This is a genomic window from Microbacterium californiense (genome assembly GCF_047246625.1).
Classification (GTDB): domain Bacteria; phylum Actinomycetota; class Actinomycetes; order Actinomycetales; family Microbacteriaceae; genus Microbacterium.
This window is the reverse complement of sequence record NZ_JBFOKQ010000001.1, coordinates 183,479-208,078: the sequence shown is the minus strand read 5'-3', so window position 1 is coordinate 208,078 and position 24,600 is coordinate 183,479. Positions and strand designations below refer to the sequence as shown.

Annotated in this window: 26 protein-coding genes and 1 tRNA gene; 17 read left to right on the top strand and 10 right to left on the bottom strand. The window is 70.5% G+C overall.

The annotated features are described in order from the left end of the window. Positions 1-3 precede the first annotated feature (3 nt). Complete coding sequence (locus tag AB3M82_RS01025; protein ID WP_412954977.1) at positions 4-591, bottom strand: histidine phosphatase family protein; 588 nt, start codon at positions 589-591, stop codon at positions 4-6. Then, positions 588-1,427 carry a Sir2 family NAD-dependent protein deacetylase gene (locus AB3M82_RS01020; RefSeq protein WP_412954974.1) on the bottom strand — a complete coding sequence of 280 codons (840 nt, stop codon included), beginning with the start codon at positions 1,425-1,427 and terminating at the stop codon, positions 588-590. The genes AB3M82_RS01025 and AB3M82_RS01020 overlap by 4 nt, the downstream gene beginning before the upstream one ends. Before the next feature lie 79 nt (positions 1,428-1,506). On the opposite strand from AB3M82_RS01020, the gene AB3M82_RS01015 reads away from it, so the two are divergent. Then, positions 1,507-2,307, top strand: a complete 801-nt coding sequence (locus AB3M82_RS01015; RefSeq protein ID WP_412954971.1) for a TrmH family RNA methyltransferase — start codon at positions 1,507-1,509, stop codon at positions 2,305-2,307. Between the two features lie 4 nt (positions 2,308-2,311). On the opposite strand, the gene AB3M82_RS01010 is transcribed toward AB3M82_RS01015, so the two are convergent. Beyond that, positions 2,312-3,139: an SGNH/GDSL hydrolase family protein gene (locus AB3M82_RS01010; protein WP_412954969.1), complete on the bottom strand. Its 828-nt coding sequence runs from the start codon at positions 3,137-3,139 to the stop codon at positions 2,312-2,314. Between the two features lie 147 nt (positions 3,140-3,286). Between AB3M82_RS01010 and AB3M82_RS01005 the strand changes: the two genes are divergently transcribed. Together AB3M82_RS01005 and AB3M82_RS01000 are read left to right on the top strand one after the other, a co-directional pair. Then, entirely contained in the window at positions 3,287-5,029 is a 1,743-nt protein-coding gene (locus AB3M82_RS01005) for a DEAD/DEAH box helicase (protein WP_412954967.1), read from the top strand. A 110-nt stretch (positions 5,030-5,139) separates the two neighbouring features. Then, a complete protein-coding gene (locus tag AB3M82_RS01000; protein WP_412954964.1) occupies positions 5,140-6,234 on the top strand; it encodes a VIT1/CCC1 transporter family protein in 1,095 nt (364 codons plus the stop codon). 97 nt (positions 6,235-6,331) lie between these two features. On the opposite strand, the gene AB3M82_RS00995 is transcribed toward AB3M82_RS01000, so the two are convergent. After that, a tRNA-Leu gene (locus tag AB3M82_RS00995) sits at positions 6,332-6,414 on the bottom strand. Positions 6,415-6,526: 112 nt separating this feature from the next. On the opposite strand from AB3M82_RS00995, the gene AB3M82_RS00990 reads away from it, so the two are divergent. Both AB3M82_RS00990 and AB3M82_RS00985 read left to right on the top strand, forming a co-directional pair. Continuing rightward, positions 6,527-7,822: a M20/M25/M40 family metallo-hydrolase gene (locus AB3M82_RS00990; RefSeq protein ID WP_412954961.1), complete on the top strand. Its 1,296-nt coding sequence runs from the start codon at positions 6,527-6,529 to the stop codon at positions 7,820-7,822. Positions 7,823-7,864: 42 nt separating this feature from the next. After that, positions 7,865-8,689: an undecaprenyl-diphosphate phosphatase gene (locus AB3M82_RS00985; RefSeq protein WP_412954959.1), complete on the top strand. Its 825-nt coding sequence runs from the start codon at positions 7,865-7,867 to the stop codon at positions 8,687-8,689. A gap of 28 nt (positions 8,690-8,717) precedes the next feature. Here the strand turns inward: AB3M82_RS00985 and AB3M82_RS00980 are convergent, their stop codons facing one another. Next, complete coding sequence (locus AB3M82_RS00980; protein ID WP_412954956.1) at positions 8,718-9,566, bottom strand: PAC2 family protein; 849 nt, start codon at positions 9,564-9,566, stop codon at positions 8,718-8,720. A gap of 91 nt (positions 9,567-9,657) precedes the next feature. Here AB3M82_RS00980 and AB3M82_RS00975 point away from each other — a divergent pair, with 91 nt between their 5' ends. The 9 genes from AB3M82_RS00975 to lnt are packed head-to-tail and all read left to right on the top strand — an operon-like array spanning position 9,658 to position 19,385. Then, entirely contained in the window at positions 9,658-10,341 is a 684-nt protein-coding gene (locus tag AB3M82_RS00975) for an HAD family hydrolase (protein ID WP_412954953.1), read from the top strand. After that, entirely contained in the window at positions 10,338-11,360 is a 1,023-nt protein-coding gene (locus AB3M82_RS00970; RefSeq protein ID WP_412954950.1) for a tRNA (adenine-N1)-methyltransferase, read from the top strand. The genes AB3M82_RS00975 and AB3M82_RS00970 overlap by 4 nt, the downstream gene beginning before the upstream one ends. A gap of 10 nt (positions 11,361-11,370) precedes the next feature. Next, on the top strand, positions 11,371-12,303 hold the full coding sequence (locus tag AB3M82_RS00965; RefSeq protein WP_412954947.1) for an FKBP-type peptidyl-prolyl cis-trans isomerase: 933 nt from the start codon (positions 11,371-11,373) through the stop codon (positions 12,301-12,303). Continuing rightward, complete coding sequence (locus AB3M82_RS00960; protein ID WP_412954944.1) at positions 12,303-13,292, top strand: helix-turn-helix transcriptional regulator; 990 nt, start codon at positions 12,303-12,305, stop codon at positions 13,290-13,292. The genes AB3M82_RS00965 and AB3M82_RS00960 overlap by 1 nt, the downstream gene beginning before the upstream one ends. Next, positions 13,292-14,281: a helix-turn-helix transcriptional regulator gene (locus tag AB3M82_RS00955; RefSeq protein WP_412954941.1), complete on the top strand. Its 990-nt coding sequence runs from the start codon at positions 13,292-13,294 to the stop codon at positions 14,279-14,281. Before AB3M82_RS00960 ends, AB3M82_RS00955 begins: the two co-directional genes overlap by 1 nt. Before the next feature lie 36 nt (positions 14,282-14,317). Continuing rightward, the gene (gene tatA / locus AB3M82_RS00950; RefSeq protein WP_412954940.1) at positions 14,318-14,557 is read left to right on the top strand and encodes a Sec-independent protein translocase subunit TatA; all 240 of its coding nucleotides are present in this window, start codon (positions 14,318-14,320) and stop codon (positions 14,555-14,557) included. A 57-nt stretch (positions 14,558-14,614) separates the two neighbouring features. Next, positions 14,615-15,373 (top strand): twin-arginine translocase subunit TatC, encoded by a 759-nt coding sequence (tatC, locus tag AB3M82_RS00945; protein WP_412957978.1) that lies wholly within the window; start codon positions 14,615-14,617, stop codon positions 15,371-15,373. Beyond that, the gene (locus AB3M82_RS00940) at positions 15,370-17,844 is read left to right on the top strand and encodes a DEAD/DEAH box helicase (RefSeq protein ID WP_412954937.1); all 2,475 of its coding nucleotides are present in this window, start codon (positions 15,370-15,372) and stop codon (positions 17,842-17,844) included. The genes tatC and AB3M82_RS00940 overlap by 4 nt, the downstream gene beginning before the upstream one ends. A gap of 11 nt (positions 17,845-17,855) precedes the next feature. After that, a complete protein-coding gene (gene lnt / locus AB3M82_RS00935) occupies positions 17,856-19,385 on the top strand; it encodes an apolipoprotein N-acyltransferase (RefSeq protein ID WP_412954935.1) in 1,530 nt (509 codons plus the stop codon). On the opposite strand, the gene AB3M82_RS00930 is transcribed toward lnt, so the two are convergent. The 4 genes from AB3M82_RS00930 to AB3M82_RS00915 all read right to left on the bottom strand — a co-directional run bounded on the left by AB3M82_RS00930 (position 19,382) and on the right by AB3M82_RS00915 (position 22,047). Beyond that, positions 19,382-19,765 carry an RNA polymerase-binding protein RbpA gene (locus AB3M82_RS00930; protein ID WP_412954934.1) on the bottom strand — a complete coding sequence of 128 codons (384 nt, stop codon included), beginning with the start codon at positions 19,763-19,765 and terminating at the stop codon, positions 19,382-19,384. The genes lnt and AB3M82_RS00930 overlap by 4 nt on opposite strands. Before the next feature lie 105 nt (positions 19,766-19,870). Then, positions 19,871-20,647 carry a glycerophosphodiester phosphodiesterase family protein gene (locus tag AB3M82_RS00925; protein ID WP_412954931.1) on the bottom strand — a complete coding sequence of 259 codons (777 nt, stop codon included), beginning with the start codon at positions 20,645-20,647 and terminating at the stop codon, positions 19,871-19,873. Then, positions 20,644-21,573 (bottom strand): SPFH domain-containing protein, encoded by a 930-nt coding sequence (locus tag AB3M82_RS00920; RefSeq protein WP_412954928.1) that lies wholly within the window; start codon positions 21,571-21,573, stop codon positions 20,644-20,646. The genes AB3M82_RS00925 and AB3M82_RS00920 overlap by 4 nt, the downstream gene beginning before the upstream one ends. A gap of 9 nt (positions 21,574-21,582) precedes the next feature. Further along, a complete protein-coding gene (locus AB3M82_RS00915) occupies positions 21,583-22,047 on the bottom strand; it encodes an NfeD family protein (protein WP_412954926.1) in 465 nt (154 codons plus the stop codon). Positions 22,048-22,167: 120 nt separating this feature from the next. On the opposite strand from AB3M82_RS00915, the gene AB3M82_RS00910 reads away from it, so the two are divergent. Continuing rightward, complete coding sequence (locus tag AB3M82_RS00910; protein WP_412954924.1) at positions 22,168-22,932, top strand: SDR family oxidoreductase; 765 nt, start codon at positions 22,168-22,170, stop codon at positions 22,930-22,932. Between the two features lie 67 nt (positions 22,933-22,999). On the opposite strand, the gene AB3M82_RS00905 is transcribed toward AB3M82_RS00910, so the two are convergent. Further along, positions 23,000-23,596, bottom strand: coding sequence for an HdeD family acid-resistance protein (locus AB3M82_RS00905; protein ID WP_412954921.1), 597 nt, complete (start codon positions 23,594-23,596; stop codon positions 23,000-23,002). A 173-nt stretch (positions 23,597-23,769) separates the two neighbouring features. Between AB3M82_RS00905 and AB3M82_RS00900 the strand changes: the two genes are divergently transcribed. Together AB3M82_RS00900 and AB3M82_RS00895 are read left to right on the top strand one after the other, a co-directional pair. Further along, complete coding sequence (locus AB3M82_RS00900) at positions 23,770-24,168, top strand: helix-turn-helix transcriptional regulator (RefSeq protein ID WP_412957977.1); 399 nt, start codon at positions 23,770-23,772, stop codon at positions 24,166-24,168. A 5-nt stretch (positions 24,169-24,173) separates the two neighbouring features. Continuing rightward, positions 24,174-24,584: a VOC family protein gene (locus AB3M82_RS00895; RefSeq protein ID WP_412954919.1), complete on the top strand. Its 411-nt coding sequence runs from the start codon at positions 24,174-24,176 to the stop codon at positions 24,582-24,584. Positions 24,585-24,600 lie beyond the last annotated feature (16 nt).

Genomic DNA, 24,600 nt, shown 5'->3' with positions numbered 1-24,600 from the left:
CGATCAGAGGACCGCGGTCTCCTCGAGAAGGCGCAGGGAGTGCGGCGACGCCTCGAACCGGTGGATCGACCCGTTGCGCAGCACGTCGCCCACGCGGGGGAGCGTGCCCCCGGAGACGTGGTCCAGGAGCGACCGGATCACCCCGCCGTGCGTGACGACGATCACCGATTCGGCGACCGGGGCGGAGCGGCGCCGGGCGTCGCGGGCGATGCCCTCGAGGGCCGCCGTCGCGCGGTCGGCCACCTCGTGCAGGGACTCCGCCCCGGGCACCTCGGCGAGCCAGTCACCGTAGGTCTCGATGTAGTCGGCGACCAGCATCCCCTCGCCGTCGCCGAACTCCCGCTCCCGCACGTCGGGCACGAGCTGCGGGCCCGGGAGACCGAGCTGTGAAGCGATGATCTCGGCGGTCTCGCGGGCGCGCACGAGCGGGCTGGAGTAGATCGCGTGGTGCCCCGCTCCGGCCAGCTGACCGGCCGCCCACCGGGCGTCGGCGCGGCCCGTGTCGTTGAGGGGGATGTCGGTGGTGCCCTGGATGCGGTGCGCGAGGTTCCAGTCGGTCTGGCCGTGACGGACGAGGGTGAGGAGAGTCATGACAGGAGCTCCTGCAGGGCGGGGAGCACGTCGCTTGTGCCGGCGGCGATGGTGACATCCGCCCAGGCGTCCGCGCGCGTCGGCTCCCGGTTGACGATGACGAGGGGGATGCTGCGGCGCCGGGCCCGCTCGACCAGCCGCACGCCGGAGTTCACGACGAGCGAGGAGCCCGCGACGATCAGGGCGGTGCTCGAGCGCAGCAGCGACTCGGCCGCCCGGAAGCGGTCCAGCGGCACGTACTCGCCGAAGAAGACGACGTCGGGCTTGAGCATGCCGTCGCAGACCGTGCATCGGGGCACGATGAAGCCCTCGACGCTCTCGGGGAGCACATCTCCGTCCGGCGCGAGCTTCACGTTCTCGGGCACGGTGATCCACGGGTTGAGCTCTTCGATCTGGACGGCGATGTCGCGCCGGTCGAACACCTGGCCGCAGTGCAGGCAGAGCACGCGGCGCATGGTGCCGTGGACCTCGATCACGCGCGAACTGCCCGCCCGGAGATGCAGGCCGTCGACGTTCTGGGTGATGACGCCGCTCACGACCCCGGCCGACTCCATCTCGGCCAGGGCACGGTGCCCGGCGTTCGGCTCGGCGCGCGCGAAGGCACGCCAGCCGAGGTGCCCGCCGACCCAGTACCGGCGCCGAGCGGCCTCGTCGCCGAGATAGGTCTGGATGGTCATGGGGTTGCTGCGAGCGGGAGCCCCTTCACCGCGGTACGCCGGGATCCCCGAGTCCGTGGAGACGCCGGCGCCGGTCAGGAGCGCGATCCGTCGTCCGCGGAGCAGGGCAGCCGTCTCGGCGACACGGAGCCGGAGCTCCTCATCTGCGATCGCGGTCACGACACCTCCTCCCGCGAGTCTACGGGGCGGTGGCTCGCCCGGCGTCGACGGCGGTCGGGGCGTGGAACAGTGGAGGGCTATGGACATCGTGCACATCGCCTCCGCCGACGACCCGCGGCTGGACGACTACCGCGGCCTCACCGACACCGCGCTGCGCGCCGTCTCCGAGCCGGCCGGCGGGCTGTACGTCGCCGAGTCGGCCAAGGTCATCGAGCGCGCGGTCGCCGCGGGACACCGGCCCCGGTCGGTGATGGTGCAGGGGCGATGGCTCGACGGCATCCGCTCCCTGCTGGAGGACGAGGACGGGCCGATCTACGTCGTGCCCGACGAGGTGGCCGAGGCCGTCACCGGGTACGCGGTGCATCGCGGAGCGCTGGCCTCGATGCACCGGCCGGAACTGTGCACGGTCGCCGAGGTGGTCGCGCAGGCGCGGACGATCCTCGTGCTCGAGGGCATCGGCGACCACGCCAACATCGGCGCCGCGTTCCGGGCCGCGGCGGGACTCGGCGCGGACGCCGTGCTGGTGTCGCCCCGCTGCGCCGACCCCCTGTACCGGCGCAGTGTGCGCGTCAGCATGGGCACCGTGTTCCAGGTGCCGTGGACGCGCATGCCGGAGTGGGACGCCGCGGTCGCCGATCTGAGGGCGGCGGGCTTCGAGCTGGCCGCCCTGGCGCTCGACGAGGCCGCCGTGCCGCTGGACGCCTATGCGGCGGAGCGGCCGGAGCGGGTCGCGCTGCTGCTCGGATCCGAGGGCGACGGCCTGTCGCGCGCCGCCCTCGACAGCGCCGATCGGACGGTGACCATCCCGATGTCCGGCGGGGTCGACTCCCTCAACGTCGCATCCGCCGCCGCGGTCGCGCTCTGGGCGCTGCGGGGCTGACGGCTCAGAAGCTGTCCGGGCGCACCATCGGCGACGGCTCCGGGCGCTTCGCGGCGATGTTGTCGCCCGAGGACTGGTGGCGCAGGCGGCGGAGCACCCACGGCACGAGGTGCTCGCGCGCCCAGCCCAGATCCTCCGCGCGCGCCGCCCGCCATGTGCGCAGGGGCAGCGGTTCGGGCTGCATCGCCTCGAGGTCGTTGGGCACGTTGAGCGCCCGCAGCACCATGCGCGCCACCTCGTGGTGACCGAGCGCGTTGTAGTGCAGGCGGTCGTCGTCGAAGAACCGCGGATCCTGTACCACCTTGAGCGCCCACTGGTCGGCGACGATGCAGTCGTGACGCTCGGCGATCGCGCGGACGTTCTCGTTGTAGATGGCGACCTTGCCGCGGAACGGACGGAACACGGGCGTGAACGCCGTGTCGATCCCCGTGAACACGATCACGGCGGCCCCCGTGGACGACAGGCGGGCGACCGCGTCCTCGAGCTGCACGGCGATCGCGTCAGGGTCGGTCCCCGGGCGGATGACGTCGTTGCCTCCCGCGCAGATCGAGACGAGGTCGGGGCGGAGCGCGACCGCGGGCTCGATCTGATCGCGCACGATCTGCGCGATCAGCTTGCCGCGCACCGCCAGGTTCGCGTACGCGAAGTCGTCGACCTGCTGCGACAGCACCTCCGCGACGCGATCCGCCCACCCGCGGTGACCGCCCGGCGCGTTCGGATCAGGATCGCCGATGCCCTCGGTGAACGAGTCTCCGATCGCGACGAAACGCCGCCACGGGTGGACGGCCTCGTTGGCGACGTAGGGGGTTCGAGTCGAATCCTGGTCGGTCATCCAGCTCTCCTTCGCGAACGGGCGTCCGGCCGGAGGACCGCGGCGCAGTGATCGAGCCTACTCGGCACGGGCGGTCGACGTCACTGCCGACTGGAGGGGACGGGCGGCTGCGCCGCGGTGTCGGCGACAGCGATTATCGTGGACTCGATGCTTTCCCCGTCCTTCCCTCAGCGCGCCCCCTGGGGGACGGCGAGCAAGCTGCGCGCGTGGCAGCAGGAGGCGCTGGAGCAGTACTTCCGGGCCGATCAGCGGGACTTCCTCGTGGCGGCGACGCCGGGCGCCGGGAAGACGACGTTCGCCCTCACGCTGGCCGTCGAGCTCCTGCGCATGGGCGAGGTCGACCGCATCATCGTGGTCGCTCCGACCGAGCATCTCAAGACCCAGTGGGCGGATGCCGCGGCGCGCGTGCACATCCGCCTGGACCCCCGCTTCCGCAACAGCCACTGGGCGCCGGCGCGGCACTACCACGGCGCGGTGGTGACCTACGCGCAGGTCGCCGCGAAGTCCTCGGTGCACCGCCATCTCACGGAGGGCGCGAAGACGCTCGTGATCCTCGACGAGGTGCATCACGGCGGCGACGCGCTGAGCTGGGGCGACGCGATCCGCGACGCCTACGGTCCCGCGAAGCGACGCCTGCTGCTCTCCGGCACGCCGTTCCGCAGCGACACCGCGCCGATCCCGTTCGTCGAGTACCACCCCGACGAGTCCGGCGCGCGCATCTCGCGCACCGACTACAACTACGGCTACGGCCGGGCGCTGGCCGACGGGGTCGTGCGCCCGGTGCTGTTCCACATGTACGCCGGCAAGATGCGCTGGCGCACGACGTCGGGCGACGAGCTCGAGACGCATCTCGGCCAGGACAACACGAAGGACGTCACCTCCCAGGCCTGGCGCACGGCGCTCGATCCCGAGGGGGAGTGGATGCCGGCGGTCCTGTCGGCGGCCGATCGCCGTCTCACCGAGATCCGTCACCACGTGCCCGACGCCGGCGGACTGGTGCTCGCGACCGATCAGACGGTGGCGCGGGCCTATGCGAAGATCCTGCACCGCATCACGGGGCAGCAGCCGACGATCGTGCTCTCCGACGATGCGACCGCGTCGGAGCGGATCGAGAGGTTCAGTGCGAGCCAGGATCGCTGGATGGTGGCGGTGCGCATGGTGTCGGAGGGAGTCGACGTCCCGAGGCTCGCCGTCGGCGTCTACGCGACGTCGTCGTCGACACCGCTCTTCTTCGCGCAGGCCATCGGCCGGTTCGTGCGGGCGCGCCGACGCGGCGAGGCGGCCAGCGTCTTCCTTCCCCAGGTCCCCGTGCTCATGGGGCTCGCCGGAGAGATGGACAAGCAGCGCGACCATGCGCTCGACCGGCAGTCGAAGGATGACGACGGCCTCGAGGACTCCCTGCTCGACAGCGCCAATCGCGAGGACGACGCGTCCGATGCGCTGACCCAGGAGTTCAGCTACCAGGCGCTCTCGTCGGTCGCGCATTTCGACCGTGTGGTGTTCGAAGGGCAGGAGTTCGGTCAGCTCGCCGAGCCGGGCACCCCCGAGGAGGAGGAGTTCATCGGGTTCCCGGGTCTTCTCGAACCCGAGCACGTGCACGAGCTCCTCATGCAGCGCCAGTCGCGTCAGTCGCGTCTGCGCGAGGCGCGGGAGGCCGCCGCGGGCCCGGGCGAGACGACGACGCTGCCTGCGCCGCTGCATCGCACGCTCAAAGAACAGCGGCAGCTGCTCAACAGCCTCGTCGGCCTCTACGCCCGGCAGAAGGGCGAGCCGCACGGCGCGGTGCACGCCGAGCTGCGGCGGCTCTGCGGCGGTCCGGCGGTCGCGCAGGCGACGGTGACCCAGCTCCAGGCCCGCATCGACCTGCTTCGCAAGCGCGTCCGCTCCTGACGGCGTCGGCGGCCTTCGGATTCCCGAAATGCTGTCAATCCCGGGCTCCGCTCGTCGGCGCGGTACTGCCGCGGATAGCGTGGAGATGTTGTCCACATTCGGGAGGATGCATGACCGCCCCGCTCGCCGCTGAGCCCACCGCCGCGGATCGCCGCCGTTGGGCGCGCTACCTCGTCGAGGAGCGTGCCGAGGGACGGGTGTACCAACGACTCGCCGCGACCCGCGAGGGGGAGGAGCGCGACATCCTCCTCAGCCTCGCCGAGGCCGAGCGCCGGCACGAGAAGCACTGGCTCGACCTGCTCGGCGGGGAGCCGTCGCGCCTGCCGAGGGTCGGTCTGCGCACCCGCCTGCTCGGCTGGATGGCCGGACGCTTCGGCTCGATCTTCGTCCTCGCCCTCGCGCAGAGCGCCGAGGCGCGCTCGCCCTACGACGCCGAGCAGTACGCCACCCCCGCGATGCGGGCGGACGAGAAGGTGCACTACGAGGTCGTGCGGGGCCTGGCGGCGCGGGGGCGGCGCCGGCTGTCGGGATCCTTCCGCGCCGCGGTCTTCGGAGCCAACGACGGGCTCGTGAGCAACCTGGCGCTGGTCCTCGGCATCGGGGCGACGGGCGTCAGCTCCGGCTTCGTCCTGTTCAGCGGAATCGCCGGCCTGCTCGCCGGCGCACTGTCGATGGGCGCGGGGGAGTTCGTGTCGGTGCGGTCGCAACGCGAGCTGCTCGCCGCCACCGAGGCGAACGAGGATGCGGCGGCCTCCGCGCACGACCTCGACATCGACGAGAACGAGCTGGCCCTGGTCTACCGGGCCCGAGGTGTCGGCCCCGAAGAGGCACTGGCGCGCGCCCGTCGGATCGTGGCCGCGGCCCAGGAAGGTGTGCGCCGCTCCGCCACCGGGCCGGTGCGCACGCACAGCGTGGAGCACGAGATCGTCGGGAGCGACTGGACGGCGGCGATCTCCAGCTTCCTGCTGTTCGCCTCCGGTGCGATCATCCCGGTGCTGCCCTGGATCTTCGGACTGCAGGGCGCCGCCGCCGTGATCGTGGCGCTCGTGCTCGTGGGCATCGCGTTGCTGACGACCGGGGCGATGGTCGGCATCCTGTCGGGCGGCCCGCCTCTGCGCCGCGCCCTGCGGCAGCTCGCCATCGGCTTCGGAGCCGCGGCGATCACGTACCTGCTCGGCCTGCTGTTCGGGGTCGGCGTCGCCTGAGACGTCGGCCCCGGTCGGGGTGGCCTCGCCCGGACGCTCGGGTGCCGGACACGACGGAAAAGCCCCGGTGCTCCTTTCGGACCACCGGGGCTCTCTGTGCGCGGAGGGGGACTTGAACCCCCACGCCCTATCGGGCACTAGCACCTCAAGCTAGCGCGTCTACCATTCCGCCACCCGCGCAGGTTTCGGATGATCGTTGCCGACCGAAGAATGACATTACCACGTTCCGAACCGCGCCTCGAACCGAGCGCGACGCCCGGGCGTGGCACGCGGTTTCGGTAGCCTGAGGTGCATGATCGAACCCGCGCTCCCGGAGGTCGTCCGCATCGCGAGCGACCTCATCCGCTTCGACACCTCGAACTTCGGCGGCGGCAACGCGAAGGGGGAGCGCGAGGCCGCCGACTACGTCGGGGACTACCTTCGGGCCCTCGGCCTGGAGGTCGAGTACTACGAGCCGGTGCCCCGCCGCACCAACGTGGTCGCCCGCGTGCCGGGTCGAGACCGCTCTCTGCCCGCGCTGGTGGTGCACGGTCACCTCGACGTCGTCCCGGCCGTCGCCGAGGACTGGACGGTCGATCCGTTCGCCGGAGCGGTGCAGGACGGGATGCTGTGGGGGCGCGGCGCCGTCGACATGAAGAACATGAACGCGATGATCCTCACGGCCGTCGCCGACATCCTGCGCGCGGGGGAGCGGCCCGCCCGCGACCTCGTCCTCGCCTTCTTCGCCGACGAGGAGAACGGCGGGGTCGAGGGTTCCGCCCTCGTCGTGCGCGATCGCCCCGACTGGTTCGCCGGTGCGACGGAGGCGATCAGCGAGGTCGGCGGATACTCGATCACCGTCGACGACCGACGCGCCTACCTGCTGCAGGTGGGGGAGAAGGCCCTGATCTGGATCCGTCTCGTGGCGAGGGGGCGCGCCGGCCACGGCAGCCGGCTGCACGAGGACAACGCCGTCACGGCCCTCGCCGAAGCGGTCGCAGCCATCGGCCGCACCCGCTGGCCGATCCGGCTGACCCCGACCACGACGGCCCTGCTCGACGGCCTGAGCGCGCTGACCGGCCGCGACGCGGACGACCCCGACGCCCTGGCCGGCGCCGCCGGGCCGGCGGAGGCGTTCCTGCGCTCCTCCTTCCGCACGACGACGAACCCGACCGCCCTGTCGGCGGGATACAAGCACAACGTCATCCCCGAGCGGGCGGAGGCGCTGATCGACGTCCGCGTCATCCCCGGCACGGAGGACGAGGTGCTGGCCGAGCTCCAGGAGATCGTCGGCGACGGCATCGGGATCGAGACCGTGGTGCGGGACATCGGCATGGAGACCCCGTTCGAGGGCGAGCTCGTGGAGGCGATGGTGGCGAGCATCGGCCGGCACGACCCCGGTGTGCCGGTCATCCCGTACCTGCTCGGAGCGGGCACCGACAACAAGGCGCTGTCCACGCTCGGCATCACGGGCTACGGCTTCGCACCCCTCCGGCTGCCGGCGGATCTGGACTTCACGGGGATGTTCCACGGGGTCGACGAGCGCGTGCCCGTAGACTCGCTTGTCTTCGGCCAGCAGGTGCTGGCCGATCTGCTGCGCACGTACTGAGCGCGGCCCGCCGCCTGCGCCCGCACGATCAGAAGGCCCTCCATGCATCTCCTCGAAGCGCTCATCCTCGGGATCGTCCAAGGTCTCACGGAGTTCCTGCCGATCTCCTCCAGCGCCCATCTGCGCATCCTCGGCACCTTCCTGCCCTCCGGGGAGGACCCCGGCGCCGCCTTCACCGCCATCACACAGATCGGCACGGAGGCCGCCGTCGTCGTGTTCTTCTGGCGCGACATCGTGCGCATCATCACGCAGTGGTTCCGGTCACTGGTCGGCAGGGCTCCGCGCAACGACCCGGACGCCCGCATGGGGTGGCTGATCATCATCGGCAGCATCCCGATCGTCATCCTCGGGCTGCTCTTCCAGGACCAGATCGAGAGCGTCTTCCGCTCCCTGTGGATCGTGGCGATCATGCTCATCGCCTTCGGCATCCTGCTCGGCATCGCCGATCACGTGGGCGCCAAGCGCCGCACGCTCGGCGATCTCACCTATCCGCACGGCGTCGCGTTCGGACTCGCCCAGGCGCTGTCGCTGGTCCCGGGCGTCTCGCGGTCCGGCGGCACCATCACGATGGGCCTCTTCCTCGGCTACGAGCGCGCCGCGGCCGCGCGGTACGCATTCCTCCTCGCCATCCCCGCGGTCTTCGGCAGCGGGTTCTTCCAGCTCGCGAAGAGCTGGGGCGAGCCGTCGTTCTTCTCGCTCGGAGACACCCTCGCGGCGACCGGCATCGCCTTCGTCGTGGCCCTCGGCGTGATCGCGTTCTTCATGAGCTGGATCTCGAAGCGCAGCTTCCTGCCGTTCGTGATCTACCGCATCCTGCTCGGCACGACGATCCTCATCCTGCTCGCCACCGGAGTGATCTCCGCCTGAGTGATCTCCGCCTGAGCGGTCCGGGTGGTCAGCGCTTGTGGTCGCCGGGGCCGTCTCCACGCCGGCGCAGATATCGCTCGAACGCCTGAGCGATGGCGTCGCCGGACGCCTCGGGGGCATCCCAGGTGTCGCGCGTCCTCTCGAGCTGCCGGATGTACTCCGTCATGTCCTCGTCATCGGCCGCTGCGGCGTCGATCGACGCCTCCCACGCGGCCGCCTCGGTGCGCAGTCCGTCGCGCGACACGTCGAGGCCGGTGAGCTCCTCGAGGCGGTCGAGCAGCGCGAGCGTGACCTTCGGGGAGGGCGTGGTGTTGGCCACGTAGTGAGGCACGCTCGCCCACAGGCTCGCCGTGGGGATCCCCGCCGACTCGGCGAAGTGCTCGAAGACGCTCAGGATGCCGACGGGACCCTCGTAGAGCGACTTCTCGAGGCCGTGCGCCTCACGCACCTGCTCGTTCTGGCTGGCGGCGAAGATCGAGATGGGACGGGTGTGCGGCACGTCGGCGAGCATGGCGCCGAGGGTCACGAAGCCGGTGACGTCGTCGCGGAGCGCGACGTCGATGAACTCGGCGGCGAACGCCTGCCAGGTGCGGGCAGGCTCGACCCCGGTGAGGAGCCAGAACTCGGGCCCGGGCGCGGGGTCGCGAGGACGCCACAGACCGGCCTCCGGCCACGTCAGCTGACGCCGGCCCTCGGCATCCGTCCGCGTCGACGGACGCGTGTACTGGTAGTCGAAGTAGAGCTCCGGGTCGACCGAGTGCACGAGGTCGTAGTCGCCGGTGGCGCGCAGAGCGGCGAGCGCCCCGCTGGCGGCCTCGCCGGCATCGTTCCAGCCGTCGAACGCTGCGATCACGATCCGCGGACCGAGAACGTCCATCGGGATCTCCCTTCGATTGCGCGACGATGTGGTCACCCCAGGCTAGTCCGGGTCGGCGGGTGGCGGTCGCAGGCCCGGCTAACATGGTCCGGTGAGCAGACAGCCCCGCGCGGTCCTCTGGGACATGGATGGAACACTCGTCGACACCGAGCCGTACTGGATGGCGGCCGAGACGCGACTCGTCGAGTCCTTCGGCGGCAGCTGGAGCCACGAGGACGCGCTGCAGCTGGTCGGTAGCGGACTCATCGACAGTGCGGTCATCCTCCAGAACGCCGGTGTCCGGATGGAGCCGGAGGCGATCGTGTCGCATCTGACGGACGCGGTGCAGGCGTCTCTGCGCACCGATGGCGTGCCGTTCCGCCCGGGCGCCCGCGAGCTGCTGCTCGACCTGAAGGCCGCCGGCATCCCCACCGCACTGGTGACCATGTCGCTGCGCCGGATGGCGCTCGACGTCGTCGAGCTCGTCGACTTCCCCGCGTTCGATCTGGTGGTCGCCGGCGACGACGTGACCAACCCGAAGCCGCACCCCGAGCCGTACCTGCAAGCCGCCGCCCTGCTGGGCGTCGACATCGCCGAGGCCGTCGTCATCGAGGACTCGCCGACCGGCGTCCGCGCGGGTCTCGCCTCGGGCGCCGTCACGCTGGGGGTCCCGCACATCGTGCCGCTCGACGATCTGGGCGCGCACGCGCTGTGGCCGACGCTGGCGGACCGCCGCGTGGCCGACCTCGTGCCGCTGCTCGACCTCCGCGACACGATGACGGGAGTCGCCCGATGAGTGAGCAGCCGCGCACCGTACGCCCGAGCGGTCCGTTCCGCGAGGGCGACCGCGTCCAGCTGACGGGGCCCAAGGGCCGCCTGCACACGGTCACGCTGCGCGAGGACGGAGAGCTGCACACCCACCACGGCGTGCTGCGGCACCGGGACCTCGTAGGCCTGCCCGACGGCTCGGTCGTCACCAACAGCTCCGGGCACGAGTACCTCGCGCTGCGCCCCCTCCTGCGGGACTTCGCGATGTCGATGCCGCGCGGCGCGGCCATCGTCTACCCGAAGGACGCCGCGCAGATCGTCATGCAGGCCGATGTCTTCCCCGGAGCGACCGTGGTCGAGGCCGGCGTGGGCTCGGGGGCCCTCTCCCTCTCGCTCCTGCGGGCCGTCGGCGCCTCCGGGACGCTGGTGTCGTTCGAACGGCGCGACGAGTTCGCGGACGTCGCGCGGGCGAACGTCCACACCTTCTTCGGCGAGGAGCCGCCCGCCTGGCGGGTCGTCGTGGGCGACCTCGTCGAGGCGCTGCCGCGGGAGCTGCCCGCCGGCTCCGTCGACCGCGTCGTCCTCGACATGCTCGCGCCGTGGGAATGCATCGACGTCGTTGCGGAGGCGCTGACGCCGGGCGGAGTCGTGCTCTGCTACATCGCCACGGCGACGCAGCTCTCCCGCGTTGCTGAGTACATCCGCAGCACCGGGCTGTTCACCGAGCCGGACGCCTCGGAGACGATGGTCCGCGGCTGGCACGTCGAAGGGCTCGCCGTGCGGCCGGACCACCGGATGGTCGCGCACACCGGGTTCCTGCTCACCGCACGTCGCCTCGCGCCGGGCGCGATCGCCCCGTCGGTCAAGCGCCGGGCCTCCAAGTCGGGCTTCAGCGACGAGGACGTCGAGATGTGGACGCCCGGCGCGGTGGGCGATCGCGAGATCACCGACAAGAACCTGCGCAAGCGCGCCCGCGAGGCCGCACGCGCGGCGGAGGGCGCGCGCATCGCGACGGCTTCGCGCGAATCCGAGCAGGCGACGGAATAGACTGGAGGACGTGCGTAAATCGTCCGCCGTTCTGGCCACTCTCAGCCTCGCCGTCCTCGCTCTGACCGGGTGCACGGCCGCTCCGACCTACGACGGCGCCGCGTGCGACCGCGACGCGGGCGACACCGGGCTGCGCGACGCGGTGAGCGTCGAGGGCGACATCGGCGGGTCGACGGACGTCGAGATCTTCGCCCCCGTGCACGTGTCGTCCTCGGTTTTCGCAGACACGGTCGTCGGCGACGGTCGCGCACTGGTCGACGGCTCCCAGGGTCTCGTCGGGCAGATCGCGGTGTACAGCGGGGAGACCGGCGATCAGGTCTTCGAGCTGCCCTACGACGAGGCGACGACGCCCGCGCAGAGCATCGACTACTGGGCCGAGCGCGTTCCGGGGCTCGGCGACGCGCTGCCGTGCGCGACCGCCGGATCGCGTGTGGTCGCGGCGCTGACGCCGGAGGACTTCGGACCGCAGAACATCGCCGGATTCGGCATGGAAGACGACGACGTGGCCGTCGTCGTGTTCGACGTCGTCGACGTGCTGCTTCCGCGCGCCGAGGGATCCCTGAGGTTCAACGACGCATCGGGCATGCCGACCGTGGTGCGTGCGCCCGACGGCACTCCCGGAGTGATCATCCCGAAGATCGACGCCCCCGAGTCGCAGGTCGTCCAGACGCTCATCGAGGGCGAGGGCGAGCCGCTGACGGCGGACCAGACTCCGCTGGTGAACTTCACCGCCGTGGGCTGGGCCGACCGCCAGGTCATCCGCACGACGTGGGGCGACGCGCCCACCTCGCAGTTCTCGCAGATGGCTCCTCCGGTCGCCGAGGCGCTCGTCGGGCAGAAGATCGGCTCCCAGGTGCTCATCGTCGTGCCCGACACCGAGAACTCGCCCGCCATGGCGTTCGTCATCGACATCCTGGGCACCGTCGCGGCGCCCACCCCGTGATGGCTGCCCGGATCCCCGCGGAGGAGCGCCTGACGAATCTCGTCGTGGCGCTGATGGCCACGGAGATCGGGCTGACGAAGCAGCAGATCCTCGACAACGTCTCCGGATACCGGCAGCGCGCCGAAGCCGGGACGCGGACCGATGCGCTCGAGAAGATGTTCGAGCGCGACAAGGACGAGCTCCGTTCGCTGGGCGTGCCGATCGAGACGATCGGCGACGCTGCAGACCCCAACGACCTGCGCGAGGCGCGCTACCGCATTCCGCAGGCGGAATACGACCTGCCCGGGGACATCGAGTTCACGCCCGCCGAGCTCGCCGTCCTTCGCCTCGCGGGAAGCGTCTGGAGCGCCGAGTCCGCGTCCGGGGACGCGCAGTCCGGCGTGCGGAAGATCCGCGCGCTCGGGATCGACGGAGACGAGCCGATCATCGGGTTCGCCCCGCGCATCACGGCCCGCGACGCCGCCTTCACGCCGCTGCAGGACGCGATCGAGCGCAGTCGCGTCGTCCGGTTCGACTACCTCAAACCGGGGGAGGACGCCCCGCGCCGTCGGTCGGTCCGACCGCTCGCGCTCGTGGACTACGAGGCGCGCTGGCACGTCTTCGGCGTCGATGTCGACATCGAGCAGGACCGCACCTTCCTGCTCAGCCGGATCGTGGGCGAGGTGACCGTCACGGCGGACGGCTTCGATCCCGCGCTGCGCGAGGGCGCGGGGGAGCGGGCTCTCGCGGGGCTGGAGCGCGTCGCCGCCGGCAACGCCGCACTACTCGAGGTGACCCCCGGGACCGAGGCGGCCCTCCGCCTGGGCCGCCGAGGGGAGCCGGCCGTGCAGGGCATCCGCGTGCCGTTCGTGGACCTGCACATCCTGGCCGACGAGCTGGCCTCCTACGGTCCCGAGGTGCGCGTGGTCGAACCGGCTCCGCTGCGCGACGCGGTGATCGCCCGGCTGCAGGCCGTCGTCGACGCGCACGCCGGACGGGAAGGGGCATGATGGCCGCCAGGTCGAAGCCGTTGCTCGCCTCGGATCGTGTGCGCCTGTATCTCACGCTCGTGCCGTACCTGCTCGAGCACGGCCAGGTGTCGCTCGCCGACGCTGCGGAGGAATTCGGCGTGACGCCGCGCGAGATGCGGGGCATGGTCGAGAAGCTCACCGTCATCGGACTGCCCGGTGAAGCGGGCTTCTGGCAGCAGCCTCAGGAGCTGTTCGACATCAACTGGGATCTGCTCGACCAGGAAGACGTGATCGAGATCACGAACGACGTCGCACTGCGACGGGTGCCCCGGTTCACGGCGCGCGAGGCGGCCGCTCTGCTCGCCGGGCTGCAGATGGTCGCCGCGGTGCCGGCGGTCTCCGACTCCGGTCTGGTGGCCGGGCTCATCTCGAAGCTCTCCCGCGGAGCGGCCGACGCCCCGGCGGATGTCGTCGTCGTGCCGACGGCCGTCGACGAGGTGCGCGGAGTGGTCTCGCGCGGCGTGCAGGAGGGCAGGGCCGTGTCCTTCACCTATCAGGCGCCGGACGCCTCTCCGACCACCCGCACCGTGGATCCCGTGCAGATCCTCATCACCAACGGGCAGTGGTACCTGCAGGGCTGGTGCCACATGCGCCGAGCCATCCGCACCTTCCATCTGGATCGCGTCAGCGAGCCGCGGCTCACCGACATCCCGACCACGCACGGCGGGGATCCGGTGCCCGACGCGTTCGCCGAGGCCGCGGAGGATCGGGAGGTGGCCGTGCGCCTGCCCGAGCGCTTCGCCCCGCTGGTGGGAGGTCTGCTGTCGGCGGACCACGTCGAGACGGCGGACGGGATCGTCACGGCGCGTCTGCACCTCGCAGATCCCCGCGGCATCAAGCGCATCGCGGCGCGTTTCGGCGGCGCGCTGGAGGTCCTCGAGCCGGCGGTCGCCCGCGCGGCGACCCGCGAGTGGGCGGCTGCGGGACTCGCGCTGTACCACCGCCCGCCGCACGAAGAGGCCAGGTAGACTGGCAATATCACCCATCGACGACGGGAACTAGAGATGTTTGCTGGAATGCAGGGGTGGCACCTCCTGATCGTGCTCGCCGTGATCCTCCTTCTGTTCGGGGCTGCCAAGCTCCCGGCGCTGGCGAAGAGCGTCGGTCAGTCCGCTCGTGTCTTCAAGGGTGAGATGAAGGCCATGAAGGACGATGACGCCGCCGATCGCACGGAGTCCGCAGCGGCCGAGCCGACGACGGTGAAGAGCCCGGGCGCGGATCCTGAGACTCCTCCTCGCGCCTGACCGCCCGTGGCAGTGATGGACCCGGCCGCCAGGGCGAAGCCGGACCGCGACCGACGGATGTCGCTGGGCGCGCACCTGGTCGAGCTGCGCCGAAGGCTGATGATCGCGGCTGCCGCGCTGGTCGTCGGGATGATCGCGGCGTTCATCGTCGCTGATCCGATCATCCACTTCATCACCGAACCGATCCGTCTGATCACGGAGAAGCGCGGAGATGACTTCAGCGCTCTGAACTTCTCGACCGTGACGGCGGCCTTCGACATGCGCATGCGCATCGCCCTCTCGATCGGCCTGTTCGCGTCCGCCCCGGTCTGGCTGTGGCAGATCTGGGCGTTCATCATGCCGGGTCTGACCCGCAAAGAGGTCCGCTACACGATCGGCTTCGTCGTGGCCGCGGTGCCGCTGTTCCTGGGCGGCTGCTATCTCGGCGTGGTGATCATGCCGCACATCATCGAGCTGATGTGGAGCTTCACCCCCGAGGGCGGCACGAACTTCTACGCCGCCCAGGACTACTACGACTTCATCTTCAAGCTGATGCTCGTGATCGGCGTCTCGTTCGTGCTGCCCGTCTTCCTCGTGGCGCTGAACGTGGCGGGGATCATGACGGGCCGCGCCATCCTCAAGGGCTGGCGCGTCGCGGTCATCATCGCCACCGTGTTCGCGGCGCTGGCCACGCCCGCCGCCGACGTCGTCAGCATGCTGATGCTGGCCGGCATCCTGATCGTGCTGTACTTCGCGGCCGCGCTGCTCTCGCTCCTCTTCGATCGACGCAAACGCAAGCAGGATGCCGCGGCGGGTCTGGTTCCGGACGCCGCATGAGTTCGCCCTCGGAGCGCTACGCCGCGGCCCGTCAGGCGGCCGAACACCCGGAGACGGTCGCCTTCGCCGCGCGCCAGCGGTTCGACCTGGACCCCTTCCAGGTCGAGGGGTGCCACGCACTCGAGCGCGGGCACAGCGTGCTCGTCGCGGCCCCCACCGGGGCGGGCAAGACGATCGTCGGCGAGTTCGCCATCCACCTCGCCATGCAGAGTCCGTCGGACAAGGCCTTCTACACCACGCCCATGAAGGCGCTGTCGAATCAGAAGTTCCGCGAGCTCGTCGACGTGTACGGGCCGGAAGACGTGGGACTGCTGACCGGCGACACGAACATCAACGGCAACGCCCGCATCGTCGTGATGACGACCGAGGTGCTGCGCAACATGATCTACGCGGACTCCGCCGCCCTGCGCGACCTCCGCTACGTCGTGATGGACGAGGTGCACTACCTGGCGGACCGCTTCCGCGGGGCCGTGTGGGAAGAGGTCATCATCCACCTGCCGCAGCAGGTGCGGCTGGTCTCGCTGAGCGCCACCGTCTCGAACGCCGAGGAGTTCGGCGACTGGCTCGACACCGTCCGCGGCGACACCGAGGTCATCGTCTCGGAGGTGCGACCGGTCCCGCTCGAGCAGCACGTGCTCGTGCGCGACGACCTCCTGCCGCTCTTCGACGACCGGGCAGGCGCGGCGACCGCGCAGGTGAACCAGGAGTTGATGCGCATCCGCTCGTTCACTGGTTCCCACTACGAGAACAACCGTCGCGCGCAGTCGTACGCCAGCAATCGCCACGCCGGGCGACAGGCGAAGCGGCCCCCGCGCGGTGGTCAGCGCCCGGTACGCCCGTCGAACATGCGCCGCATCGAGCGCATGGACCGCCCCGACGTCGTGCAGCTGCTCGAGCGCGCGAACCTGTTGCCGGCGATCTTCTTCATCTTCAGCCGCGTCGGCTGCGACGCCGCGGTGCAGCAGGTGCGGCGGTCGGGCCTGCGCCTCACCACTCAGGAAGAGCGCGAGGAGATCCGCACGCTCGTCGAGGAGCGCACGCGGACGCTGCAGGACGAGGACCTCGGCGTCCTGGGGTACTGGGAGTGGCTCGACAACCTCGAGCGCGGCGTCGCGTCGCATCATGCCGGTCTGCTCCCCGCCTTCAAGGAGGTGGTGGAGGAGCTCTTCCGGCGCAAACTCGTCAAGGTCGTCTTCGCCACCGAGACCCTGGCGCTCGGCATCAACATGCCGGCACGAACGGTCGTGCTCGAGAAGATGGAGAAGTTCAACGGCGAGGCGCGGGTGGCGATCACGTCGGGGGAGTACACCCAGCTCACGGGCCGCGCGGGCCGGCGGGGCATCGACGTCGAGGGCCACGCCGTGGTGCAGTGGACCGAGGGCATGGATCCGCAGGCGGTGGCCGCGCTCGCCTCACGGCGCACCTACCCGCTGAACTCCAGCTTCCGGCCGACCTACAACATGGCCGTCAACCTCATCGACCTCTTCGGCAAGGCGCGGGCGCGGCAGATCCTCGAATCGTCGTTCGCGCAGTTCCAGGCGGACCGATCGGTCGTCGGTCTGGCCCGGCAGGTCCGGGAGGCCGAGACGTCGCTCACGGGGTACCGCGAGTCGATGACCTGCGAGCACGGCGACTTCCGTGAGTACTCCGCCCTCCGGCGCGAGCTCAGCGATCTCGAGAAGAAGAACCGCCAGGACTCCCAGGCACCGCGTGGAGCACGCGACAAGCGGATGAAGCGCATCCAGGAGCTGCGTACCCGGATGCAGCGGCACCCCTGCCACCGGTGCCCCGATCGTGAGGCGCACGCGCGCTGGGCCGAGCGGTACTGGAAGCTGAAGCGTCAGACCGACCGCACCCGCCGGCAGATCGAGACGCGCACCGGCACGGTGGCCCGCGTGTTCGACCGGGTCGTCGAAGTCCTCGAGACGCTCGACTATCTGCGGACCGACGGCGAGGAGATCATCCTGACCGAGTCGGGCCGGACCATGCGTCGCATCTACGGGGAGCGGGACCTGCTGGTCGCGGAGTCGCTGCGTCAGGGTCTGTGGACAGGCCTCGACGCGCCCTCCCTCGCCGCCATGGCCTCCTGCCTGGTGTACGAACCCCGTCGCGACGAGGCGAATGCGGGGGAGCGGGGGCTGCCGCGGGGCGGTTTCCGCACGGCGTACGAGAAGACCACCGCCCTCTGGGCCGAGCTCGACGACCTGGAGCAGGATCACCAGCTCCCCGGCTCCGAGCCCCTGGCCGCGGGTCTCGCCGGTGCGATGCACTCCTGGGCTCGAGGCGGCGTGCTCGACCGTGTGCTGGTCGAGGCCGACATGGCTGCGGGCGACTTCGTGCGCTGGGCCAAGCAGACGATCGACCTCCTGGACCAGCTGTCCATCGTCGCGGAGGACGGAGCGCTCGCACGAACGGCTCGTGCGGCGCTCGACGGCCTGCGCCGCGGCATCGTCTCGTACTCCTCGATGTGAGAAGGCGACCGATGTCCGACTCCCGTGCCTTCGCGCGCCCGCTTCTGCCCCTGTGGGCGGCTGTGGTCGCCGCCGCGGGCGCCGCGTTCCTGATGGACCTGGCGTATCCGGAGGCGGGCGTCTGGATCCTCGCCTTCCCCGCAGCCGCGCTGCTCCTCGTCGCCCTGATCGGGCGCCGGGCCGGGGGAGCGCTATTGGTCGGACTGGTCTACGGCATCCTGTTCTTCGGACTCCTCGTCTCCTGGACCTCGCGGTATCTGGGCCCCGTTCCCTGGGCGGCGCTCAGCGTGGTCGAAGGAGGGCTCACCGCGGTCGCCGTCATCCCGATCGCGCTCGCCTATCGCTGGATGCCGCGTCTGCTCCCGGGACGCTGGGGCCGCGTGCTCGCTCTCCCGGCGGTCGTGTCGGCCCTCTGGATCGGTCGTGAGCTGTTCATCGGAACCTGGCCGTACGGCGGGTTCCCCTGGGCGCGCATCGGCATGACGCAGGCGTCCAGCCCCCTCGCTCCGGTGTCGTCGTGGCTCGGGGTGAGCGGACTCGGCTTCCTGATGGTGCTCGTCACGGCGATGACGATCGAGATCGTCCGGCTGCGGGTCTGGAAGAAGCAGCCGCTGCTGATCGCGCTCCCGGCCGCCCTGGTCGTGCTCCTGGTCGTGACCCCGCTGTTCCCGACCACGGCCTCCGGCTCGATGCGGATCGCCGCGGTGCAGGGGAACGGTCCGACCGGGTACTTCGACGAGCGCGAGCCGTTCGCGGTGGTCCTCGCCCAGACCGAGGCGACGCAGCCGTTGTACGGCGAAGACGTCGATCTGCTCGTGTGGCCGGAGGGCGGCCTCGACACGGATCCCTTCCAGAACGAGACCCTCGCGCGCCGTATGACGCTCGTCTCGTCGCGGATCGGCGCGCCGCTGCTCGCCAACGCGGCGACCGGACGCGGCGGCAGGTACTACAACACCTCGATGCTGTGGACCGACGAGGGCGCCGCCGAGCAGATCCACGACAAGCGCCATCCCGTCCCGTTCGGGGAGTACGTCCCGGATCGTGCCTTCTACAACGCGCTCGCGCCCGATCTGATCGGACTCATCGGCCGCGAGTACACGCCGGGGATCAATCCGCCGCTGGTGGACGTGGACGGAGTGAAGGTCGGACTCGCCATCTGCTTCGACGTGATCTACGACGATGTGATCCGCGAAGGGGTGCAGGGCGGCGCCGAGGTGCTGGTCTTCCAGACCAACAACGCGGATTTCCGGGGCACGGACGAGAACCTGCAGCAGCTGGCGTTCGCACGGATGCGTGCGATCGAGACGGGCCGCAGTGTCGTCAACATCTCCACCGTGGGGACGAGTCAGATCATCCGCGCCGATGGGAGCACCGTTACCCGTCTGGACGCGGATGAGGCCGGAGCGATGCTCGAGGATGTCGAGCTCCGGTCCGGCCTCACGGCGGGTGTGGTGCTGGGTCCGTGGATCCAGCAGATCCTGTTGTGGGGAGGGATCGCGTCGCTGGCCGTCGCCGGCTGGCGATCCCGGCGCCGCGGTTAGGCGCCGATCTTCTCGCGCGTCGGGTCCTCGCCCGCGCCGCGACGCGCCCGGATGAACGCGAGGCGCTCCTCGAGGAGCTCCTCGAGCTCGGCGCGCGTGCGCCGCTCCATGAGCATGTCCCAGTGCGTGCGGGCGGCCTTCTCCTCGCCCGTGTCGAGCGTGACGGCCTGGCCGTCGATGTTCAGGCGTGCCTCAGCCCCGCAGGAACGACATTCCCAGGTCTGGGGCGGCTCGGCGTCGGCCGCGAACATCAGGTTCGTGACGTGGCCGCAGGTGTCACAGGTGTAGGTGGTCTCACGGCGCTCCATGAAAACGACGCCCTCTTCGCTCTGTAGGCTCTGGGCGCCGAGTCGGATGCCGCGCAGGCTGCGATCTGCCATTGTGTGGTCCTCTCGTCGCTGTCAGGTATAACGCTCCGACCTGTGCGCTTCATCCACGCGAGCGGCTTCGGAGCGGTATTCACAGCGGAATCCCAGCGCCGGAGGTTATGGGCCCGAAAGGGCGGCCAGAGCCACGTCGGCTCGGTCGGAGACGATGCCGTCGACACCGGCTGCGATGAGCCGGCGCATGTCCTCCGCCTCGTTGACCGTCCACACGTGGACCTCGACGTCGAAGCGGTGCGCGGCGCGGAGGAGCGACGGTGCGAGCACCCGCACGGGACCCTGCCGCTCCGGGATCTGCAGGGCGTCGATCTCGGTGAGGACCCGGGCGGGGGAGAGGCGCGCGGCCGACAGCGCCCGCACGCGCGCGATGGTGGCGCGACCGCCCGAGGTGGCGGGACGGATGCCGGCGCCGGCGCGCAGCACCGACGACACGGCGGCACGGCGGTTCGCGTCGGAGAAGCTCGTGAGCAGGGTGCGGTGGGTGTGGTCGGCGAGGATCGGCCCGAGCGGCTCCGCCGCCGTGGGCGTCTTCACATCGATGTTGAACCGGGTGTCCGGGAAGGTGTCAAGCGCCTCGGCCACGGTGAGGAGGCCGCCGTGATCCGCGAACAGACGGGCCAGCTCGCGCGTGCGCACGTGGCCCACCTCGCGAGGATCGCCCGTGAGGCGTTCGAGGGTCGAGTCGTGGAACAGCACGACATCGCCGTCGGCGGTGACCTGGCAGTCGGTCTCGATGTACTCGGCGCCGGCGGCATGAGCCGCGGCGAAGGCCGCGGCGGTGTTCTCCCACACGCCGGAGTCCTCGCCCGCCGCGGTCACGAGACCGCGATGGGCGAGGACTCGGGGGTGCCGCGTCTTCGCGAAGTAGGGGTGGGTCACACGCTCGGCGGCAGCTGTGTCGGTGCCTGACCCGGCTTCGGCGTGAAGGCGTTGCCGATACCCTTGAGCGCCTCGGTGAGCTCGCTCGGGATGATCCACAGCTTGTTCGACTGCCCCTCGCTGATCTTCGGCAGCATCTGGAGGTACTGGTAGGCGAGGAGCTTGTCGTCCGGGGCGCCTTGGTGGATCGCGCTGAAGACGTTCTGGATGGCCTCGGCCTCGCCCTGAGCCCGCAGGACGGCAGCCTGCTTGTCGCCCTCGGCGCGGAGGATCTCCGCCTGGCGCGAGCCCTCCGCCTCGAGGATGGCCGACTGCTTGGTGCCCTCGGCGGTGAGGATGGCGGCACGCCGGTCGCGCTCGGCGCGCATCTGCTTCTCCATCGAGTCCTGGATGGACACAGGCGGGTCGATCGCCTTGAGCTCGACGCGGCCGACGCGGATGCCCCACTTGCCGGTCGCCTCGTCGAGCACGACGCGGAGCTGGCCGTTGATGTTGTCGCGGCTCGTGAGCGCCTCTTCGAGGTTCAGCCCGCCGACGACGTTCCGGAGCGTGGTGGTGGTCAGCTGTTCGACGGCGCCGAGGTAGTTCGCGATCTCGTAGGTGGCGGCACGGGCATCGGTCACCTGGAAGTAGACGACCGTGTCGATCGAGACGACCAGGTTGTCCTCGGTGATCACGGGCTGCGGCGGGAAGGAGACGACCTGCTCGCGCATGTCGATCAGCGGTCGCAGGCGATCGATGAAGGGGACGAGGATGTTCAGACCCGGGGTGAGCGTCTTGTGGTAGCGGCCGAGCCGCTCGACGACGCCGGCCGTGGCCTGCGGGATGATGCGGATCGACCGTGCGACGGTGACCACCACGAAGATGATCACCGCGATGGCGAGGATCCAGAGGATCGCGGTGGGGATGAACGAGGCGTCGTTCACGGAGGTCTCCTAGTCGTTGACGGGACGGACGATGGCCGTGGCGCCGTTGATCGACGTCACGGCGATGGGCGAGCCCTGGGGGATCGGCATGACGGTCGCGGTGCGCGCGGTCCAGGTGTCGCCGTTGCTCAGCTTCACCTGACCGGAGATCTGCGTGATCTCCTGCAGCGCGACGCCACGCAGGTTGAGGAGGGCGTCGACGTTGGACTTCGTCGGATCCTCGCCGCGATGCAGGCGTCGGATCAGCGGCGGGCGCAGGAAGAGGATGAACAGCGCGGCGGCGGCCGCGGCGGCGATCACCTGCGCCCACACCGGGACTCCGACGAGATCCGTCACCAGGCCGACGGCGCTGCCGAAGCTGAGCATGAGGAAGGTGAAGTCGAGCGACAGCATCTCGATGACGAGGAATACGGCGATCAGGACCAGCCAGCCGATCCATGCCCACTGGTCGATGAACTGTACGAACGTGTCCATACGGCCTCCTTTGCGGTCAACCTATCACGCGCGGGTGGCGCGTCCCGGGACCGGCGGGCACCGCTTGATACTCTGGGGTGCCGCGTCATCGCGGCGTTCGACGCATCTTGAGGAGTCACCGTGACCGACGTTCTTCCCGCAGGTTCTCTCGACGGCAAGGTCGCCCTTGTCACCGGTTCTTCCCGGGGGATCGGGGCCGACACCGTGCGCTATCTCGCGGAGGCCGGAGCGGACGTCGTCATCAACTACCGCAACAAGGCCCCTCGCGCCGAGAAGCTGGCCGCGCAGCTGCGCGAGCTCGGGCGCCGGGTGCTCGTCGTCGGAGCGGACCTCACCGATCCCGAGTCGGTCGGCACCATGCTCGAGGCGGTGCAGAACGAGTTCGGACGCCTCGACGTGCTCGTCCTCAACGCGTCCGGCGGCATGGAGTCCGGCATGGCGGAGGACTATGCGCTGTCGCTGAACCGCGACGCGCAGGTCAACGTCCTCGCGGCGTCCGTGCCGCTGCTCGCCGAGGGCTCGCGCGTCGTCTTCGTGACGAGTCACCAGGCCCACTTCATCCGCACGACCCCGACCATGCCGGAGTACGAGCCCGTGGCCCTGTCGAAGCGGGCGGGGGAGGACGCCCTCCGCGAGCGCATCCCCGAGCTCGCGGCGAAGGGGATCGGATTCACCGTCGTGTCGGGCGACATGATCGAAGGCACCATCACCGCGACACTCCTCGAGCGGGCGAACCCCGGGGCGATCGCCGAACGCCGCGAGTCCGCCGGCAGGCTCTACAACGTCTCGGAGTTCGCGGCCGAGGTCGCCCGAGCCGTGGTCGACCCGGTCCCGGCGGACAACACCCGCCTGGTGGGTGACGTCAGCGCATTCGGGGGCGAGTGACCCCCCACGACACGATTCGGCCCCGACCCCGCAGAACGCGGGTCGGGGCCGAATCGTCGTGGCGCCCTCAGCGCGCGGGCGCCTCGGTCACGCCGGAGACGAACTGCTTCGACTCCCGCCCGATCGTGATGGCGCGAACGATCTGCACGATGCCGAGCACGATCAGCGAGACGGCCAGCAGCAGCCAGAACGCGAAGCCGGCCATCAGCGGCGAGAACAGCACGAACACACCGGCCACGATGCTGAGCAATGCGTACAGCAGCGTCCAGACCTTCGAGCCGTCCTGACCGAGCAGGCTCAGCGAGACGACGCCGTCGACGATCCAACTGATGCCGATGAAGATGACGACGACGAGGGCGAGGGTCGCCGCCGCGACACCGAGGTTCGCGAACGCGATCACACCGGCCACGATGTACAGCAGGCCCAGGACGATATGGCCCACGCGCGACCACCCGCCTCCCGTGCGCGAGAAGATCCCCAGTGCGATGTACACGAGACCGGCGACGATCAGGTAGGAGGCGAAGATCGCCGTGACGATCACGGCGGACTTCACGGGCCAGACGAGCAGGACGATTCCGGCGATCAGTGCGAGCACACCGGAGACCGCGAGAGTGACGCGCACCGACTTCAACAGCGTCTTCGCTTCTGCGAGAGGTTCGGACATGAGGGCCCCTTTCTGGGAGGATCCTGTGCGGATGCCAACAGGGTAGCGCTCGAGGCTCCGGCTGTGGGGGTGACTTCGTGGGAGCGTCACGGAGGGTCCTGCGCGGACCTCCGGTGTCGTGGCAGGATCAGGGGGTGGCCGACGAGGACGCGCGCCTGCGCGAGCTGGTGTCGATGCGACGTGTGCGCGATCGCATCGATCGCGAGTACGCCGCGCCCCTCGACGTCGAGGCGCTGGCCGCCGGCGTGCACATGTCGGCCGGGCACCTGAGCCGGCGCTTCCGCGAGACCTACGGGGAATCCCCGTACTCCTATCTCATGACCCGGCGCATCGAGCGGGCGATGGCGCTGCTCCGCCGCGGGGATCTGAGCGTGACGGAGGTCTGCTTCTCGGTCGGGTGCTCGTCGCTGGGCACGTTCAGCACCCGCTTCTCGGAGCTGGTGGGTGTCGCACCCAGCGTGTACCGTGAACGCGCCGCACACGTGGAGGGCATCCCCGTGTTCCAGGCCAAGCAGATCACCCGACCCGTCAGGAATCGAGAAGCCCCGCGCATCGACGCCCACCTAGCGTGAAGCCCATGAAGATCAGCATCCACTACGCCTTCCTCCCGCACACCGACGCGGACGCCGCGCTCGGCTTCTACCGCGACGCCCTGGGCTTCGAGGTGCGCAACGACGTCGGCTACGACGGCATGCGCTGGCTGACGGTCGGACCCGCCGACCAGCCGGGTACGTCGATCGTGCTGCATCCGCCGGCGACGGACCCCGGCATCACGGACGCTGAGCGCCGGACCATCCTCGAGCTGATCGCCAAGGGCAGCTACGGGGCGCTCACCCTTGCGAGCGACGACCTGGACGCCCTGTTCGAGCGTCTCGTCGAGCGCGGTGCGGAGGTGGTGCAGGAGCCGATGGACCAGCCCTACGGCGTGCGCGACTGCGCCTTCCGCGACCCGGCGGGCAATCTGCTGCGCATCAATCAAGCCGCCTGACGACCACCTCCCTCCC